Origin of the sequence: Buttiauxella cochleicola, from assembly GCF_021283185.1 — a bacterium.
Lineage (GTDB): Bacteria > Pseudomonadota > Gammaproteobacteria > Enterobacterales > Enterobacteriaceae > Buttiauxella > Buttiauxella massiliensis.
Window position 1 is genome coordinate 78,359 of record NZ_JAJSOS010000005.1, and the last position, 16,042, is coordinate 94,400.

Genomic DNA, 16,042 nt, shown 5'->3' on the forward strand with positions numbered 1-16,042 from the left:
ATTCTGAAGTAGGTTGAAACCGGTACACCGATACCTGAATTGTGCCTGAAAGCAGTAATATGTGCTCGTCGATGGACTTCATGCTCGACCAACTATCGGATGATTGTTCTGTTCGTCTACTGAATATCATTGATGACTTTAACCGCGAAGCGCTGGCTATTGAGGTAGATTTTCCTCTGCATGCCAGTCGGGTGGTAAAGACACTTGAACAACTCATTGAGCGGAAAGGAAAATCGGCTGCAATAAGGTGTGATAACGGAGCGGAATATACAGGTAAGGCATTAATGTCATGTGCTCATCAGCAGAATATAGCGTTTAAGTTTATTCAGCTCAGTAAATCTCAGCAAAATCTCTATATTGAGCGATATATCGCATTGTGCGTTATGACTGACTGAGCCAGCACCTGTTTAGTATGCTTGATGAATTACAGCAAAATATGCAATAGAATGGCAGTGGTTTTATAATCATGAACGGCCCAATATGGCGATGAAAGGTTATACACCAGTGCATCATATATAGCGTATGGCCTGATTCTACTTATCACCTCCGTTAAAAATGGGGGATTACCGTAGTCGTAGCGGTTGTTCAACAAGATTTACACTCTTTGAGGCTTTATGAAAATTATTGTAACTGGTGGGGCAGGGTTTATCGGTTCTGCAGTAGTTCGCCACATTATTAACGCAACCAGTGATGAAGTTTTAGTCATTGATAAATTGACCTACGCCGGAAATATGGAGTCTCTTACCTCCGTATCCAGTAGTAAGCGTTATTCATTTCGCCAGATTGATATTTGTGACCGGGCCGCTTTAGATAATGCTTTTCATGAGTTCCAACCAGATGCGGTGATGCATTTGGCAGCAGAAAGCCATGTTGATCGTTCAATTGATGGTCCTGCAGCGTTCATTGAAACGAATATTGTTGGAACTTATATTTTACTCGAGGCTGCTCGAAATTACTGGAACCAGCAGACTCCATCATCGAAAGACGGCTTCCGTTTTCATCATATTTCCACAGATGAGGTTTTTGGTGACTTACATGATACGGAGTCACTGTTTACCGAAACAACACCTTATGCCCCAAGCAGTCCATATTCTGCTTCTAAAGCGTCTAGCGACCATTTAGTTCGTGCTTGGATGCGGACCTACGGGTTGCCCACAATTGTGACTAATTGTTCAAACAACTATGGCCCGTACCATTTCCCTGAGAAGTTGATTCCACTCGTTATTCTCAATGCGTTAGAGGGTAAACCTCTGCCAGTGTATGGCAATGGTTGCCAGGTACGAGACTGGTTATATGTCGAGGATCATGCCAGGGCACTTTACAAAGTAGTTACGGAAGGTAATCCGGGCGAGACATACAATATTGGCGGCCATAATGAGCGTAAAAACATTGATGTTGTGAAGACCATTTGCCGCTTACTTGATGAAATTGTTCCCACTAAGCCCGCAAACATAGAACGTTTTGAAGAACTTATTACTTATGTCACGGACCGTCCTGGCCACGATCTGAGATATGCAATTGATGCTTCCAAAATTGAAAGGGAACTTGGTTGGAAACCTAGTGAAACCTTTGAGAGCGGGATCAAAAAAACCGTCGAATGGTATCTTGCGAATGAGTCATGGTGGCAACGTGTTAAAAATGGTTCATATTCAATGGAACGTTTAGGTCTAAATAGTTAATCAAGAATATAAGGATTTTAAGATGAAGGGGATTGTACTGGCGGGCGGATCGGGAACACGGTTGTATCCGATTACACGCGGGGTCTCAAAGCAGCTGTTGCCCATTTACGATAAGCCCATGATTTACTATCCACTCTCGGTACTAATGCTGGCAGGTATCCGCGATATTTTACTTATCACCACACTTGAAGATCTTCCTTCATTCCAGCGTTTGTTGGGTGATGGTTCTCATCTAGGGATCAAGCTGAGCTATGAAATTCAGGCTCGTCCTGAAGGTCTGGCACAGGCATTCATTATCGGAGAAGAATTCATCAATGGCGAGAATTGTGCTCTGGTACTCGGAGATAACATATTCTTTGGGCAGGGATTCGGCAGTAAGCTTGAAATGGTTGCACAACGGCAAAATGGCGCTACCGTTTTCGGATACCAGGTGATGTCTCCGCAACGTTTTGGTGTTGTCGAATTCGACGAAAATTATCGAGCGCTTTCTATCGAAGAAAAACCGATGCAGCCAAAATCTAATTGGGCAGTTACTGGGCTCTATTTCTATGATAACAAAGTCGTCGATTTGGCTAAGCAGGTTAAACCTTCAGAACGGAATGAACTCGAAATCACCAGTATCAATCAGATGTATCTTGAGATGAATGAACTGAATGTTGAATTGCTTGGGCGTGGTTTTGCCTGGTTGGATACAGGGACTCACGATAGCTTGATTGAAGCATCTCAGTTCGTCCATACCATTGAAAAGAGACAGGGTTTCAAAGTAGCCTGCCTGGAAGAGATTGCCTATAGAAAAGGATGGATGTCTGTCGATCAAGTGCTTGAAAGTGCTAAGACTATGGATAAGACATCGTATGGGCAATATTTGATTCAGTTAGTGGGTAAGCAGATTCCCGTCTAAGCAAATCTACTTAATTGAGCAATCCTTAGACTCCTGGTTGATAAGGGATTGTATTTTTTCACAAAGCCCCATGATTTGAGGGGCGTTTTTCGGTTTTTTCCGACACAAACCATTACTCTTTCGCAGGCAATTTTTCTGTTATCTGATTATACTAAAAACGTACAAATGTTAGCGGTTTGTGAACTGATTTTTTAGGGTAATCATGATTCAAGATAAAAATGTAACAAATAGCCAAACAGGGAATTCAGGCGAAACAATCGATTTAATAGATGTTTTAATGCAGTTGTGGAAAGGGAAAACCACCATTATTGCTTGTGTTGTTGCGGCCATAGTACTTGCCGTTATCTATCTGTTTATCGCTAAAGAGAAATGGACCTCTACGACGGTTATTACGCAACCAGATGCTGCGCAAATTGCTACCTACAGCAATGCGTTAAACGTTATTTATGGCAATGCTGCCCCTAATATTACCGATCTGCAAAATAGAGTTGTCGGTCGCTTAAGCTCCTCACTTTCTGCTTTATCAGAAATGTTAGATAACCAGGAAGAGCCTGAAAAACTCACAGTTGAACCTTCTGTTAAAGGTCAGCAATTACCCTTGAAAGTTAGTTATGTCGACAACACACCTGAAGGTGCTAGAGCTAAAGTAGCTCAGTATATACAACGAGTTGATGAACAGGTTGGTGAAGAGCTTGCCGCAGATCTTAAGGACAATATTAAGCTGCAAATTTCGACGCTTGAGGACTCTTTGCAAACTCAGCAAAAAGTAGCGCAGGAACAAAAAGATTTGCGTATTAAGCAAATCAGTGAGGCGCTTAAATTTGCGACAGAAGCAAAGGTTTCGTCACCTCAGCTACAGCAAACTTCTGATGTTACTCAAGACACAATGGTTCTATTAGGTAGTGAAGCACTGTCTTCGATGATTAAAAATGAGGCTACACGCCCGTTAGTGTTTTCATCTACTTACTACCAGACTAAACAGAACTTACTTGATATTCAGAGTTTGAAAATCGATCCTGCGACAATCCATTCTTACCGCTATGTAATGAAACCAACTCTGCCAATTCGTCGAGATAGTCCGAAGCGTGCTTTGACATTGATATTGGCAACGTTGTTAGGTGGGATGGTTGGTGCTGGTGTAGTGTTAGGCCGCAATGCTCTACGTAACTACAAACCTGATGCCTAGAGTCAGAATGTGAAAAAGGCCGCTTTCGCGGCCTTTTTCACATCAACGTAAACCTACTTATGCCTTTCCCGCAAATTCTCAATCACCGCGCTCAAATCCAAATCCTGATCCTGCAGTAACACCAGCAAGTGATAGACCAAATCCGACGCCTCATTCTTCAGCTCAAAACGATCATTAACCGTTGCGGCCAAAGCGGTCTCCACGCCTTCTTCACCGACTTTCTGCGCGATACGCTTGGTTCCACTCGCATACAACTTCGCGGTATACGAACTTTCAGGATCGGCAGTTTTGCGTGACGCCAGCAGTTCCTCAAGTTGGTACAGGAAGTGCCAGTCGTGGTGGGTTTCACCAAAGCAGCTTGAGGTACCTAAATGGCAGGTTGGGCCTATTGGGTTTGCCAGAACAAGAAGTGTGTCGTTATCGCAGTCTGGAGCGATGTTTACGACATTCAGGAAATTGCCGGAAGTTTCGCCTTTGGTCCACAAACGTTGTTTCGTACGAGAGAAGAAGGTGACCTTTCCGCTTTCAATGGTTTGCGCCAGAGCTTCCGGATTCATATATCCCAGCATCAGCACTTCGCCGGATTTGGCGTGCTGGACGATGACCGGCATCAGGCCATCGGTTTTTTCCCAGTCCAGTTGAGCTTGTTGTTCTGTTGTTAGCACACTCTTATCTCCACGCCTTGCTGAGCCAGATAAAGTTTCAGCTCACCAATATTAATAATTTGTTTGTGGAACACTGAGGCTGCCAGTGCACCGTCAACATCTGCATCACGGAAGGCTTCCAGGAAGTGCTCCATGGTTCCCGCACCGCCAGAGGCAATCAGTGGCACGTGGCAAACTTCACGTACTTTCTTCAATTGCTCAAGGTCGTAACCGTTACGCACGCCATCCTGGTTCATCATATTCAGAACGATTTCCCCGGCACCGCGTTTTTGCACTTCCTGCACCCAATCTGCGGTTTCCCACGTGGTCACGCGCGTGCGGCTTTCATCGCCGGTATATTGATTGACGTGATATTTGCCGGTTTCGCTATCAAACCAGGTATCGATTCCGACCACGATGCACTGTACGCCAAAACGATCGGCCAGGCGGGTAATCAGTTCAGGGTCAGCCAGAGCAGGGGAGTTGATTGAAATTTTATCCGCGCCAAAAGAGAGAATCTGCGCGGCATCTTCAATCGACTTTATGCCACCCGCCACGCAGAAAGGAATATCGATAACTTCTGCCACGCGTGACACCCAGCTTTTATCAACCACACGGCCATCGCTGGATGCGGTGATATCGTAGAACACCAGTTCGTCAGCACCTTCGGCAGCGTAACGTTGCGCGAGTGGTACGATGTCACCAATGATTTCATGGTTGCGGAATTGCACACCTTTCACGACTTGCCCGTCGCGTACGTCCAGGCAAGGAATTATCCGTTTTGCCAGCATGAAATTGCCTCCGTCACGTTGAATTTCCCTTCCAGCAATGCCCGCCCAACAATCACACCCTGCACGCCCGTTCCGCGCAGCGCGGCGATATCATCAAGCCCGCCAATGCCACCGGAAGACTGGAACGCGACTTGCGGATAGCGCGCGCAAACTTCTTCATAAAGTGAGACGTTCGAGCCAGCCAGCGTGCCGTCGCGAGAAATATCGGTACACAGCACGTGTTTCAGGCCGACGGGCAGATACATCTCCACCAGCTCTTCCAGAGACACCCCCGAGTTTTCTTGCCAGCCGCTGACGGCAACGTGTTTATTGCCTTGTTCGTCGATGCGCACATCTAACGCCAGCACCAGCGCATCAGCACCAAAACGGGTAAACCAGCCTTTGACAACTTCGGGTGATTTCACCGCTGTTGAGCCAACCACGACACGCGCGACACCTGCTTCAAGTAGTGAGGCAACATCTTCTTCCGTGCGCACACCGCCGCCAACTTGCACCGGAACCTTCACGCCCGCAACCAGCGTTTTAATCAGTGGGATCTGGCGCCTGGCGGGATCTTTCGCGCCGGTTAAATCTACCAGGTGCAGCACTTGTGCACCTTGCGCTTCGTACTCTTGCAGGCGCGGTAATGGGTCGTTGCCGTAATCGCGTTGCTGGCCATAATCCCCCTGATGGAGGCGCACCACTGTGCCGTCAATTAAATCGAGAGCAGGAATAATCATGGTGCTTACATCTCCAGGAAGTTTTTCAGTAATTTTGCGCCTGCGGCACCCGAGCGCTCCGGGTGGAACTGCACGCCAAAGAAATTATCTTTTTGCACGGCGGCTGTGAAGGCTTCGCCGTAGCTTGCCTGCGCGATGGTGTTTGCACATACAGGCATCGCGTAGCTGTGCACGAAGTAAAAATAATCACCGTCGTCGATGCCGCGGAACAGACGGTCACCGGCTTTTGGATAGACGTGGTTCCAGCCCATATGCGGCAAAGGCAAACCATGGTCGACCATTTTTAGCACTGGCTGCTCGATGATGCCGAGCATGTCGATGCCGTTGCTTTCATCGCTGCGCGAACCCAGCAATTGCATACCGAGGCAAATACCCAGCACGGGTTGAGTACAAGCTTTGATCAGGTCGATAAGGTCGCGCTCACGAATCTGAGCCATCGCCGCTTGTGCTGTTCCAACGCCCGGTAGAAAAAGTTTATCGGCGCGCAGCACCACATCAGGATCGCGGCTAACCAGTGGCTCGTAGCCGTGGCGCTGAATTGCTGACCTCACCGAGTGCAGGTTGGCGCATCCTGTGTCCAGAATCACCACGTTCATTACAACACTCCTTTTGAGGAGGGCAGCGTGTCGCCTTCGACTTTAATAGCCTGGCGCAACGTGCGGCCAAAGACTTTAAACAGGCTTTCGACACGATGGTGGTCGTTTTTACCTTTGGTTTTCAGGTGCAGCGTCACGCCCATGGTGTAAGAAAGTGAACGGAAGAAGTGCTCAACCATCTCGGTGCTTAAATCGCCGACACGTTGGAAGTTATACTCGGCTTTATATTCAAGGTGCGGGCGGCCAGAAATATCCAGCGCACAACGGGCCAGGCATTCGTCCATCGGCAAAGTGAAGCCAAAACGCGTAATGCCACGTTTATCACCGAGCGCGATTTTCAGCGCTTCGCCCAGCGCCAGACCGGTGTCTTCAACGGTGTGGTGGTCATCGATATAAAGATCGCCTTTTACGCTGATATCCATGCGGAAACCGCCGTGGGTAGCAATCTGGTCCAGCATGTGGTCGAAGAAACCGACGCCAGTGTTAATTTTGCTTCCGCCTTCACGGTCGAGCCAGACTTGCACGTCGATTTGTGTCTCTTTGGTGGCACGTTCAACGTGGGCATAGCGGTCACGCTTAGTCAGCTTTTCGCTGATGGTCGGCCAGTTCAGTGTTTCGCCGTGGTAGCGTAAACCCTGAATTCCCATATTTTCAGCCAGCTCAATATCTGTCGCGCGGTCGCCAATCACATAACTGTTGGGTTTATCCAGCATGCCTTCTTCCAGGTAACCGTTCACCATGGCAATTTTTGGCTTACGGCAATCGCAATTATCTGCCGGTAAGTGCGGGCAGATCAGCACGTCGTCAAAGTTCACACCCTGCGAGGTAAACACTTGCATCATCAGGTTGTGCGGGCCATCGAAATCCGCCTGCGGGAAGCTCTCGGTACCTAAACCGTCCTGATTAGTAATCATAACCAGTTTGTAGCCTGCTTTTTGTAATTGCAGCAGGGCGGGGATCACCGCTGGCTCAAAGGCCAGTTTGTCCATGCGGTCCACCTGATAATCTGAAGGTGGCTCAGAAATTAAAGTGCCGTCACGGTCGATAAAAAGAATTTTCTGGCTCACACGCCCTCCGTGGCCGTCAGGCCTGGTTGTTCACGCAGCGCAGCAATGGTGCGCTCGCATTCTAAACGGGTGCCAACGGTTATCCGCAGGCAGCCGCTTAACGATGGTTGTTTATTTTGGTCACGTAAGATAATGCCCTGATCCCACAGAGATTTAAACACTGCACTTGAAGCGGTGATGCGGGCCAGAACATAGTTGGTTTCTGAGTCGAAAACTTGCTCTACGCAACCTACTTCATTAAGCGCGGTGACCAGGTACTGGCGATTCACCAGAACTTCTGCGACACGCTCGCGCATTGCATTTATTCCCTGCGGGCTTAACGCCTGAGCGGCAATATCCGCAACCGGGGTCGAAAGCGGGTAAGGGGCGATGACCTTCATCAGCAAGTTAATCACTTCTTCATTGGCGAGCGTAAAGCCACAACGCAGGCCAGCCAACGCAAAGGCTTTAGAAAGTGTGCGCAGTACTACGAGGTGTGGATATTCATTCAGCCAACCGGCCAGCGTCGCCTGCGGGCAAAACTCAATATAGGCTTCGTCGGCCACAACCAGCGCTTTGCCGCGAGCCATTTCAAGCAGCACGCGGAAATCCTGCGGGTTGATTAACTGTCCCGTTGGGTTGTTCGGGCTGCAAACATAAATGACTTTTACGCCTTCAATATTTTCCGCAATGCCCGGTAAATCAAGCTGCCAGTCTGGAAGTGTAGGGACGGTGCGGCACTCAACGCTAAAGGCTTCGCTGCTGACGCTGTACATACCATATGTCGGCGGGCAGTAGAGAACGGCATCTTTACCCGGCTCGCAGAATGCGCGGATCAACAGTTCGATACCTTCGTCTGCGCCACGGCTGACCAGCACTTGCTCAGGTTTCACGCCTGCGTATTCGGCATAACGCTCGATTACCAGTTTTGGCTGGCATTCCGGGTAACGGTTCAGCGTCTGTTGAGTCAGTTCGTACTCAACCGCAGTTGGATATTCGTTGGCGTTCAGCCACACATCACCATTGCCACCCAGGCGGCGAGCCGACTGGTAAGGGGTCAGGGCGCGGACATTTTCGCGGGCTAACTCTTCAATGCTCATGCTTGCTCCTTCAGTGCTGCAACTCGCAGGGTAACGGCATTTTTGTGGGCATCCAGCAGCTCGGCGGCGGCCAGAGTTTCAATCGTTTTCGCAAGACTTGCGAAACCTTGTGGTGAGAGTTCCTGAACCGTCATCCGTTTCTGGAAATCAGCCAGTCCAAGGCTTGAACACGTTGAGGTATAACCATACGTCGGCAGCACGTGGTTAGTGCCAGAAGCGTAGTCGCCAGCCGATTCCGGTGACCAGTCACCGAGGAACACGGAACCTGCACTGGTGATGCTATCGACCAGCTCACGGGCGTTGCGTGTCTGAATAATCAGGTGTTCCGGACCGTACTGGTTGGAGATCTCAATGCATTGCTCGAGGTCTCGGGCAACAATCAGGCGGCTGCTTTCCAGCGCTTTGCGAGCGGTTTCAGCACGTGGCAGAGCGGCTAGCTGGCGCTCAACGGCTTCGGCAACGGCTTGTGCCATATCGGCATCCGGCGTTAACAGAATCACTTGCGAGTCCGGGCCGTGTTCGGCCTGTGAAAGCAAATCCGATGCCACAAAGTCAGGCGTTGCACCGCTGTCGGCGATGACTAAAACTTCTGATGGGCCAGCAGGCATGTCGATAGCCGCGCCGTCAAGACGCTGGCTGACCTGGCGTTTGGCTTCGGTCACAAACGCGTTACCTGGCCCGAAGATCTTATCCACTTTCGGGATGCTTTCCGTGCCCAGCGCCAGTGCGGCAATGGCCTGCGCGCCGCCGACCTGGAACACTTCCTGCACACCGCAAAGTTGCGCGGCATACAGAATTTCATCGGCAATCGGCGGAGGTGAACACAGCACTACTTTTTTGCATCCCGCGATTCGTGCAGGCGTGGCAAGCATCAATACGGTTGAAAACAGCGGTGCGGAACCACCGGGAATATAAAGGCCAACAGAGGCAACCGGGCGCGTAACCTGCTGGCAACGCACACCCGGCATGGTTTCGATATCAACGGTTGGCAGTTGCTGGGCCACGTGGAATTTTTCGATATTCGCGACAGCAACGGCCATCGCGTCTTTAATCTCCGAACCCAGACGAGCAACGGCATCGGTAATTTCCTGCGCACTGACTTTCAGCTGCTGCACATCTGTTTTATCAAACTTTGCGCTGTATTCGCGCAATGCAGCATCACCGTTAGCTTTCACATTATTAAGAATGTCAGCCACCGTGCGGGTAATGCTTTCGGAGGCAGAAATCGCCGGACGGGTCAGCAAAGCCTGTTGCGCCGCTGCATCGCACTCATTCCAGTTAATCAACGTATTGAAGTTTGCCATGGTGTTACTCCATCATCTTCTCAATTGGTAACACCAGAATCGAACTGGCACCCAGCGCTTTCAGTTTTTCCATGGTTTCCCAGAACAGCGTTTCGCTGCTCACCATATGCATTGCCACACGTTGTTGATCGCCAGCCAGCGGCAGAATAGTTGGGCGTTCAGCGCCTGGCAGCAGAGAAATAATTTCATCCAGGCGCTCGCTTGGTGCATGCAGCATGATGTATTTCGATTCACGCGCCTGAATCACACCCTGGATGCGAGTCATCAGTTTGTCGATTAACTGCTGTTTGGCTTCCGGCATTTCACCGTCGCGTTGAATCAGGCAGGCTTTGGAGCGGTAAATCACTTCAACTTCACGCAGGCCATTAGCTTCGAGTGTTGCGCCGGTAGAAACCAGGTCACAGATTGCATCAGCCAGGCCCGCACGCGGGGCCACTTCAACAGAACCGTTCAACAGGCAAGATTTAAACTGCACACCTTTGCCATCAAGGTAGCGCTTCAACAGGTGAGGGTAAGAGGTCGCGATACGCTTATTATTCAGGCTTGCCGGGCCGTCCCACGGCTCATCAACGGAAATCGCCAGAGAAAAGCGGCAACCGCCGAAATCCAGGCGGCGCAGGGTAAAGTAACGTGGGTCTTCGCCCTGAGCGCGACGTGTCAGTAACTCTTCTTCCAGCACGTTCTCACCGATGATCCCCAGATCAACCACACCGTCCATAATCAGGCCAGGGATATCGTCATCACGCACGCGCAGAATGTCGATTGGCATGTTTTCAGCTAACGCAATCAGGCGCTGGGTGTGCAGGTTGATTTTTATGCCACAGCGTGCGAGCAATTCGCGTGAGTCATCGCTTAAACGGCCTGATTTCTGAATAGCTATGCGTAAACGGTTATTGTCTAACATGAGTAATCCCTCTAATAAATTCTTGTCTGACGTCCAAAAAAAAGCCCCCGGAAGAAATCTTCCGGGGGCTTATTGACTCGTTCATGCACCACTGGAAGATTTTTCTGTCTCCCAGCACACATCGCCTGAAAGACTAGTCAGGATGATGGTGATGATGGTGGGTAGTAGTTTGAACGCGTGTCATAAAATTCTCGTATGAATGTTTATTCATGATGTGCTTTTAACGTAAACCATATTCAGTGCCTTGTGCAAGGGCTTTTTACCCCCTCAATTAATATTCTGTTTAGTGCCATTGATTGTCAGTTGTCGTAACGTGGCGTAGCCTTAATAAAGGGCTAAAAAGCACAGCAGAGAGATATGCTGCAATCCAGGAGAGAAGGCATGAAAAAGGTTGCGATTGTCGGGTTAGGGTGGCTGGGAATGCCACTGGCGTTGTCTTTATCAGCGCGGGGCTGGCAAGTGACAGGGAGTAAAACGACCCTCGATGGCGTTGAAGCGGCGCGAATGTGTGGGATTGACGGTTATCAGTTGCAACTGACTCCTGAGCTGGTTTGTGACAGCGACGATCTTGATGCATTACTGGATGCTGATGCGCTGGTGATCACTCTGCCCGCTCGTCGTACTGGCGATGGTGACGATTTTTACCTGCAAGCGGTACAAGAAATTGTTGATAGCGCACTGGCTCATAATATCCCGCGTATCATTTTTACCAGTTCCACGTCTGTGTATGGCGAAACAGAAGGCAGCGTGAAAGAAACCTCGCCGCTTGAGCCCGTTAGCGCCAGTGGGCGGGTGCTGAAAGAGCTTGAAACCTGGCTGCATGATTTGCCTGGCACCTCGGTAGATATTTTGCGTCTTGCGGGTTTGGTTGGGCCGGAACGCCATCCTGGTCGTTTTCTGGCAGGGAAAACTAATGTGGCTAACGGTGCTCATGGGGTGAATCTGGTGCACCTTGAGGATGTTATTTCAGCAATTACTCTGTTGCTACAGGCTCCGAAAGGCGGGCACATCTATAATTTATGTGCGCCGGCTCATCCAACGCGTGCCGAGTTCTACTCTTTGATGGCACGGCAGATGAATTTAGACGCACCCGTTTTTCGAACTGAAACGCAAAATGGCCACGGTAAGCTGGTGGATGGCAACCGTATTTGCAACGAACTTGGGTTTGAATATCAATATCCAAACCCGCTGGTAATGCCCATGCAGTAACCGCTGTGGGGTGTTGCTCGTGACCTCCAGGAACGAGTATGAAACCACTGCTGGATGTGCTGATAATTCTCGATACCCTCGATAAAGAAGGGAGCTTTGCTGCTGCGGCAACAAAGCTCTTTAAAACGCCTTCCGCACTCAGTTACACCGTTCAAAAACTCGAAAACGATCTCAACATTCAAATACTCGACCGATCCGGCCACCGTGCGCGTTTTACGCGAACGGGTCAGCTTCTGCTGGAAAAAGGCCGCGAAGTGCTGCATACCGTACGCGAACTGGAACAGCAGGCTATCAAGCTTCATCAGGGATGGGAAAACGAGCTGGTGATTGGCGTGGATGATTCTTTTCCCTTTTCGTTGCTGACTCCACTTATTGAAGCTTTCTACAAAAGTTATAGCGTGACGCGGCTGAAATTCATCAACGGTGTATTGGGCGGTTCATGGGAAGCGCTCACTGAAGGGCGGGCCGATATTATTGTTGGCGCTATGAGCGACCCACCATCGTTGAGCGGTTTTGGTTTTACACTCCTTGGTCAACTTGAAAGTATCTTTGTTGTTGCACCTCATCACCCACTTGCGGAAGCTGAAGAACCACTCACTCGCCGGATTATCAAACGCAGCCGTGCCGTGGTAGTTGGCGATACATCGCGTCTTGAGCCGTCACGTTCGATGCATTTACTCGAAGAACAAGATGCGATCACCGTTTTTGATTTCAAAACCAAACTCGAGCTGCAAATCAGTGGTATTGGCTGTGGTTACGTACCCCGTTACATGGCGCAGCGTTTTATCGAAAGTGGCGTGCTGGTGGAAAAGCAGGTTGTGTCCCATGTACCTTTTGTACCGGTATGGATTGGCTGGAATGAGCAGACTGCCGGGCTTGCCAGTGAATGGTGGCGAGAGCAAATCGTCAATAGTCCCGAAATCGCACTGGTATACGGAACCACGCAAAAATAATGCTTTTGGGTGAGTGGCAGAGCGCCAGGCTCACATCTATTGTTTAAAGTGGCTCGTTATTTCTTCTGAATATGTCTTCGCGTTTAAATTTTCTTCTCTGCTTTGTTTTGCGGAGTTTTTTTGCACGCAAGGAGTCTGTATGAAGCAAACCAATCAGCAATGGCAGTCGCGGCGTGAACAGGCGGTTCCTCATGGGGTCGGCAATGCACTGCCGGTATACATCGAAAAAGCGAAAAATGCCGAATTATGGGATGTTGAAGGCAAACGCTATATTGATTTTGCCTCTGGTATTGCGGTGCTAAATACCGGGCATAACCATCCGGCCGTTATTGACGCCGTGCGTCAACAACTTGAAAAATTTACCCATCCTTGTTTCCAGGTGACCCCTTACGGCAACTATATTGAGCTTGCCGAACGGCTGAACAAACTGGTGCCAATAAGCGAACCATGCCAGACACTGTTTCTCACTACCGGCGCGGAAGCGGTTGAAAATGCCATTAAAGTGGCGCGTATTGCGACGGGGCGTTCGGCCATCATCGCATTTCGTGGCGCCTTCCATGGCCGGACCTTACTGGGCATGGCCTTAACGGGCAAAGTTCAGCCGTATAAAAAGGGCTATGGTCCGTTCCCGGCAGGCATTTATCACGCACCTTATCCAGCGGCCTATCTTGGTGTGAGTGACACTCAGGCACTGGCGTCATTGGCGGGTATTTTTGCTGCTGATGTTTCGCCGGATGAAGTCGCCGCGATCATTATTGAGCCGGTGCAAGGTGAGGGCGGTTTCTATGCTGCGTCACCATCATTTATGAAACAACTGCGGGCGCTGTGCGATAAGCACGGCATCGTTCTGATTGCAGATGAAATCCAAAGTGGGTTCTGCAGAACGGGTAAAACGTTTGCGATTGAACATAGTGAGGTGGAGCCGGATCTCATCACTATGGCAAAAAGCCTGGCAGGCGGCTTCCCACTTTCAGCGCTCGTCGGCAAAAAATCCCTGTTCGATAAAGCGATGCCTGGCGGCTTGGGTGGTACTTATGCCGGCTCGCCTGTAGCGATTGCAGCGGCACTGGCGGTGACTGATGTCATTGAGCAAGAAAATCTCAATCAAAAGGCGCAGGAAATCGGTGAGCTAATCACTGATCGTTTACAGCAAATGAGTGAGCAATTTACCTGCATTGGTGATGTGCGCGGATACGGTGCCATGATCGCGATGGAGTTGGTGGAAGAGCGCGATAGCCACCGCCCAAATAAAGAGTTAACACAGGTACTTGTGCAAGAAGCAGGCAGAAAAGGTTTAGTGTTGCTGTCATGCGGAGTGAGAGCGAATGTTATTCGTTTTCTCGTCCCGTTAACGGCTGAAAAAGAAATTGTTAATGAAGGCCTCAATATCTTGTCATCCTGCCTTGAATTAGTGCAAAATACGCGCCTCACTAAATGAGAACAAAAAACCGACGTTAAACGCGTCGGTTATTTTTTTGCATTAAGTTCAAGTAGTCAAACAGGCATACGCCAAAAATCCAAGAGGCCGGGCTTCGTACCGGATAGATACTAGCTTTTAAAAAACGACAGTCGTGTCGCCGAGGAAATTCAGATGGGGCAGCTTTTTGCTTTTGCGCAGGTATTCGCCGTTTGGGGGAATGACCATGTCGCTTAACGTCACCGCAGGTGCAAAATCTCGTGTTGAACTCCGTAAGAGCCTTACGCTCATTCCGGTAGTTATGATGGGCCTTGCTTATATGCAGCCTATGACCTTGTTCGATACATTTGGGATTGTATCTGGCCTTACCGACGGACATGTCGCTACGGCTTACGCGTTTGCCCTTGTGGCAATTTTGTTCACCGCGTTAAGTTATGGAAAGCTAGTACGCCGCTTCCCATCAGCGGGTTCTGCCTATACCTACGCTCAAAAAGCAATCCACCCGGTGGTTGGCTTTATGGTGGGTTGGTCTGCCTTGCTTGATTATCTGTTTATGCCGATGATCAACATCCTGCTGGCAAAAATCTATTTTGAAGCCCTGGTGCCGTCTATCCCTTCGTGGATTTTCGTGGTGCTGCTGGTTGGCTTTATGACTATCTCCAACCTGCGCGGCATCAAAACCGTGGCTAACTTCAACAGCTTTATTGTTGTGCTGCAAATGATCGTGATGGTGGTGATCACCGGTCTGGTTATTTACGGTGTGGCAAATGGCGAAGGTGCAGGTACGTTAACCAGTACACGTCCATTCTGGTCAGAACATGCGAATGTGGTGCCGATGATTACCGGTGCGACCATCCTATGCTTCTCGTTCCTTGGTTTTGACGGTATTAGTTCTCTATCTGAAGAGACCAAAGATGCAGGCCGCGTTATCCCAAAAGCGATTTTCCTGACTGCTTTAATTGGCGGCGTGATCTTCGTTGTGGTGTCTTACTTCCTGCAACTGTATTTCCCGGACATCTCGCGCTTTAAAGATCCGGATGCATCGCAGCCAGAAATCATGCTCTTCGTGGCAGGTAAAGCCTTCCAGTTCGGCATCCTGATTTTCTCCTGCGTGACTGTTCTGGCTTCTGGTATGGCGGCACATGCGGGCGTTTCTCGCCTGATGTATGTGATGGGCCGTGACGGCGTGTTCCCGGAGCGCTTCTTCGGCTACATTCACCCGAAATGGCGTACCCCGGCGCTCAACGTTGTACTGGTCGGTATCATTGCTCTGTTTGCGGTTAAGTTTGACCTGGTAACAGCCACTGCGTTGATTAACTTCGGTGCGCTGGTGGCGTTTACCTTCGTTAACTTGTCAGTAATTTCCCAGTTCTGGATTCGTGAAGGGCGCAATAAGTCCATCAAAGATCACATCAACTATCTGGTGCTACCAATTTGTGGTGCGCTGACAGTCGGTGCGTTGTGGATTAACCTGGAAGAAAGCTCGATGATTCTGGGGCTGATTTGGGCGGCCATTGGCCTGACTTATCTGGCCTTCGTGACTCGCCGCTTCCGTAACCCGGTTCCGCAATTCAACGAAGATTTAGCGTAAAA

Annotated in this window: 17 protein-coding genes, 1 pseudogene and 1 other annotated feature; of the genes and pseudogenes, 9 read left to right on the forward strand and 9 right to left on the reverse strand. The window is 49.7% G+C overall.

Annotation, left to right across the window (positions count from 1 at the left end; translation table 11 throughout):
* Positions 1-41 precede the first annotated feature (41 nt).
* The 4 genes and pseudogenes from LVQ76_RS09055 to wzzB form a co-directional block, all read left to right on the forward strand.
* Positions 42-519: pseudogene (locus LVQ76_RS09055) on the forward strand (DDE-type integrase/transposase/recombinase); the annotation flags it as partial.
* A 95-nt stretch (positions 520-614) separates the two neighbouring features.
* Positions 615-1,679 (forward strand): dTDP-glucose 4,6-dehydratase, encoded by a 1,065-nt coding sequence (rfbB, locus tag LVQ76_RS09060; RefSeq protein ID WP_232921470.1) that lies wholly within the window; start codon positions 615-617, stop codon positions 1,677-1,679.
* A gap of 22 nt (positions 1,680-1,701) precedes the next feature.
* Positions 1,702-2,580 carry a glucose-1-phosphate thymidylyltransferase RfbA gene (rfbA, locus tag LVQ76_RS09065; protein WP_232921471.1) on the forward strand — a complete coding sequence of 293 codons (879 nt, stop codon included), beginning with the start codon at positions 1,702-1,704 and terminating at the stop codon, positions 2,578-2,580.
* Positions 2,581-2,782: 202 nt separating this feature from the next.
* Positions 2,783-3,766, forward strand: a complete 984-nt coding sequence (gene wzzB, locus LVQ76_RS09070; protein WP_232921472.1) for an LPS O-antigen chain length determinant protein WzzB — start codon at positions 2,783-2,785, stop codon at positions 3,764-3,766.
* Between the two features lie 53 nt (positions 3,767-3,819).
* On the opposite strand, the gene hisIE is transcribed toward wzzB, so the two are convergent.
* From hisIE to hisL, 9 genes are all read right to left on the reverse strand, one after another.
* Positions 3,820-4,431 carry a bifunctional phosphoribosyl-AMP cyclohydrolase/phosphoribosyl-ATP diphosphatase HisIE gene (hisIE, locus tag LVQ76_RS09075; protein ID WP_232921473.1) on the reverse strand — a complete coding sequence of 204 codons (612 nt, stop codon included), beginning with the start codon at positions 4,429-4,431 and terminating at the stop codon, positions 3,820-3,822.
* Entirely contained in the window at positions 4,425-5,201 is a 777-nt protein-coding gene (gene hisF, locus LVQ76_RS09080; RefSeq protein ID WP_064554775.1) for an imidazole glycerol phosphate synthase subunit HisF, read from the reverse strand. Before hisF ends, hisIE begins: the two co-directional genes overlap by 7 nt.
* Positions 5,183-5,920: a 1-(5-phosphoribosyl)-5-[(5-phosphoribosylamino)methylideneamino]imidazole-4-carboxamide isomerase gene (hisA, locus tag LVQ76_RS09085; RefSeq protein WP_232921474.1), complete on the reverse strand. Its 738-nt coding sequence runs from the start codon at positions 5,918-5,920 to the stop codon at positions 5,183-5,185. The genes hisF and hisA overlap by 19 nt, the downstream gene beginning before the upstream one ends.
* A gap of 5 nt (positions 5,921-5,925) precedes the next feature.
* Positions 5,926-6,516 (reverse strand): imidazole glycerol phosphate synthase subunit HisH, encoded by a 591-nt coding sequence (gene hisH / locus LVQ76_RS09090; protein ID WP_232921475.1) that lies wholly within the window; start codon positions 6,514-6,516, stop codon positions 5,926-5,928.
* A complete protein-coding gene (gene hisB / locus LVQ76_RS09095; RefSeq protein ID WP_232921476.1) occupies positions 6,516-7,583 on the reverse strand; it encodes a bifunctional histidinol-phosphatase/imidazoleglycerol-phosphate dehydratase HisB in 1,068 nt (355 codons plus the stop codon). Before hisB ends, hisH begins: the two co-directional genes overlap by 1 nt.
* The gene (gene hisC / locus LVQ76_RS09100) at positions 7,580-8,662 is read right to left on the reverse strand and encodes a histidinol-phosphate transaminase (RefSeq protein ID WP_232921477.1); all 1,083 of its coding nucleotides are present in this window, start codon (positions 8,660-8,662) and stop codon (positions 7,580-7,582) included. Before hisC ends, hisB begins: the two co-directional genes overlap by 4 nt.
* Positions 8,659-9,966, reverse strand: a complete 1,308-nt coding sequence (hisD, locus tag LVQ76_RS09105; RefSeq protein ID WP_232904293.1) for a histidinol dehydrogenase — start codon at positions 9,964-9,966, stop codon at positions 8,659-8,661. Before hisD ends, hisC begins: the two co-directional genes overlap by 4 nt.
* A 4-nt stretch (positions 9,967-9,970) precedes the next feature.
* Complete coding sequence (gene hisG, locus LVQ76_RS09110; protein WP_064545284.1) at positions 9,971-10,870, reverse strand: ATP phosphoribosyltransferase; 900 nt, start codon at positions 10,868-10,870, stop codon at positions 9,971-9,973.
* Positions 10,871-10,905: 35 nt separating this feature from the next.
* Positions 10,906-11,028, reverse strand: a sequence feature (His leader region).
* The gene (gene hisL / locus LVQ76_RS09115; RefSeq protein WP_193216250.1) at positions 11,004-11,054 is read right to left on the reverse strand and encodes a his operon leader peptide; all 51 of its coding nucleotides are present in this window, start codon (positions 11,052-11,054) and stop codon (positions 11,004-11,006) included. (Overlaps the previous feature by 25 nt.)
* A 197-nt stretch (positions 11,055-11,251) precedes the next feature.
* On the opposite strand from hisL, the gene LVQ76_RS09120 reads away from it, so the two are divergent.
* The 5 genes from LVQ76_RS09120 to LVQ76_RS09135 all read left to right on the forward strand — a co-directional run bounded on the left by LVQ76_RS09120 (position 11,252) and on the right by LVQ76_RS09135 (position 16,040).
* Positions 11,252-12,079: an SDR family oxidoreductase gene (locus LVQ76_RS09120; protein ID WP_232921478.1), complete on the forward strand. Its 828-nt coding sequence runs from the start codon at positions 11,252-11,254 to the stop codon at positions 12,077-12,079.
* A gap of 38 nt (positions 12,080-12,117) precedes the next feature.
* Positions 12,118-13,032 (forward strand): LysR substrate-binding domain-containing protein, encoded by a 915-nt coding sequence (locus LVQ76_RS09125; RefSeq protein ID WP_232865258.1) that lies wholly within the window; start codon positions 12,118-12,120, stop codon positions 13,030-13,032.
* Between the two features lie 139 nt (positions 13,033-13,171).
* The gene (gene gabT / locus LVQ76_RS09130; RefSeq protein ID WP_232921479.1) at positions 13,172-14,470 is read left to right on the forward strand and encodes a 4-aminobutyrate--2-oxoglutarate transaminase; all 1,299 of its coding nucleotides are present in this window, start codon (positions 13,172-13,174) and stop codon (positions 14,468-14,470) included.
* Positions 14,471-14,623: 153 nt separating this feature from the next.
* The gene (gene yoeI, locus LVQ76_RS22385; protein ID WP_115631794.1) at positions 14,624-14,686 is read left to right on the forward strand and encodes a membrane protein YoeI; all 63 of its coding nucleotides are present in this window, start codon (positions 14,624-14,626) and stop codon (positions 14,684-14,686) included.
* Complete coding sequence (locus LVQ76_RS09135; protein WP_151994370.1) at positions 14,676-16,040, forward strand: APC family permease; 1,365 nt, start codon at positions 14,676-14,678, stop codon at positions 16,038-16,040. Before yoeI ends, LVQ76_RS09135 begins: the two co-directional genes overlap by 11 nt.
* Positions 16,041-16,042 lie beyond the last annotated feature (2 nt).

What these genes read in the sequence shown, in the direction of transcription:
- hisD (WP_232904293.1), bottom strand. Translation starts at nt 9,966, where the DNA reads ATGGCAAACTTCAATACGTTGATTAACTGGAATGAGTGCGATGCAGCG.
- wzzB (WP_232921472.1), top strand. Translation starts at nt 2,783, where the DNA reads ATGATTCAAGATAAAAATGTAACAAATAGCCAAACAGGGAATTCAGGC.
- LVQ76_RS09120 (WP_232921478.1), top strand. Translation starts at nt 11,252, where the DNA reads ATGAAAAAGGTTGCGATTGTCGGGTTAGGGTGGCTGGGAATGCCACTG.
- rfbA (WP_232921471.1), top strand. Translation starts at nt 1,702, where the DNA reads ATGAAGGGGATTGTACTGGCGGGCGGATCGGGAACACGGTTGTATCCG.
- LVQ76_RS09135 (WP_151994370.1), top strand. Translation starts at nt 14,676, where the DNA reads ATGTCGCTTAACGTCACCGCAGGTGCAAAATCTCGTGTTGAACTCCGT.
- rfbB (WP_232921470.1), top strand. Translation starts at nt 615, where the DNA reads ATGAAAATTATTGTAACTGGTGGGGCAGGGTTTATCGGTTCTGCAGTA.
- LVQ76_RS09125 (WP_232865258.1), top strand. Translation starts at nt 12,118, where the DNA reads ATGAAACCACTGCTGGATGTGCTGATAATTCTCGATACCCTCGATAAA.
- hisA (WP_232921474.1), bottom strand. Translation starts at nt 5,920, where the DNA reads ATGATTATTCCTGCTCTCGATTTAATTGACGGCACAGTGGTGCGCCTC.
- hisG (WP_064545284.1), bottom strand. Translation starts at nt 10,870, where the DNA reads ATGTTAGACAATAACCGTTTACGCATAGCTATTCAGAAATCAGGCCGT.
- hisF (WP_064554775.1), bottom strand. Translation starts at nt 5,201, where the DNA reads ATGCTGGCAAAACGGATAATTCCTTGCCTGGACGTACGCGACGGGCAA.
- hisH (WP_232921475.1), bottom strand. Translation starts at nt 6,516, where the DNA reads ATGAACGTGGTGATTCTGGACACAGGATGCGCCAACCTGCACTCGGTG.
- hisC (WP_232921477.1), bottom strand. Translation starts at nt 8,662, where the DNA reads ATGAGCATTGAAGAGTTAGCCCGCGAAAATGTCCGCGCCCTGACCCCT.
- gabT (WP_232921479.1), top strand. Translation starts at nt 13,172, where the DNA reads ATGAAGCAAACCAATCAGCAATGGCAGTCGCGGCGTGAACAGGCGGTT.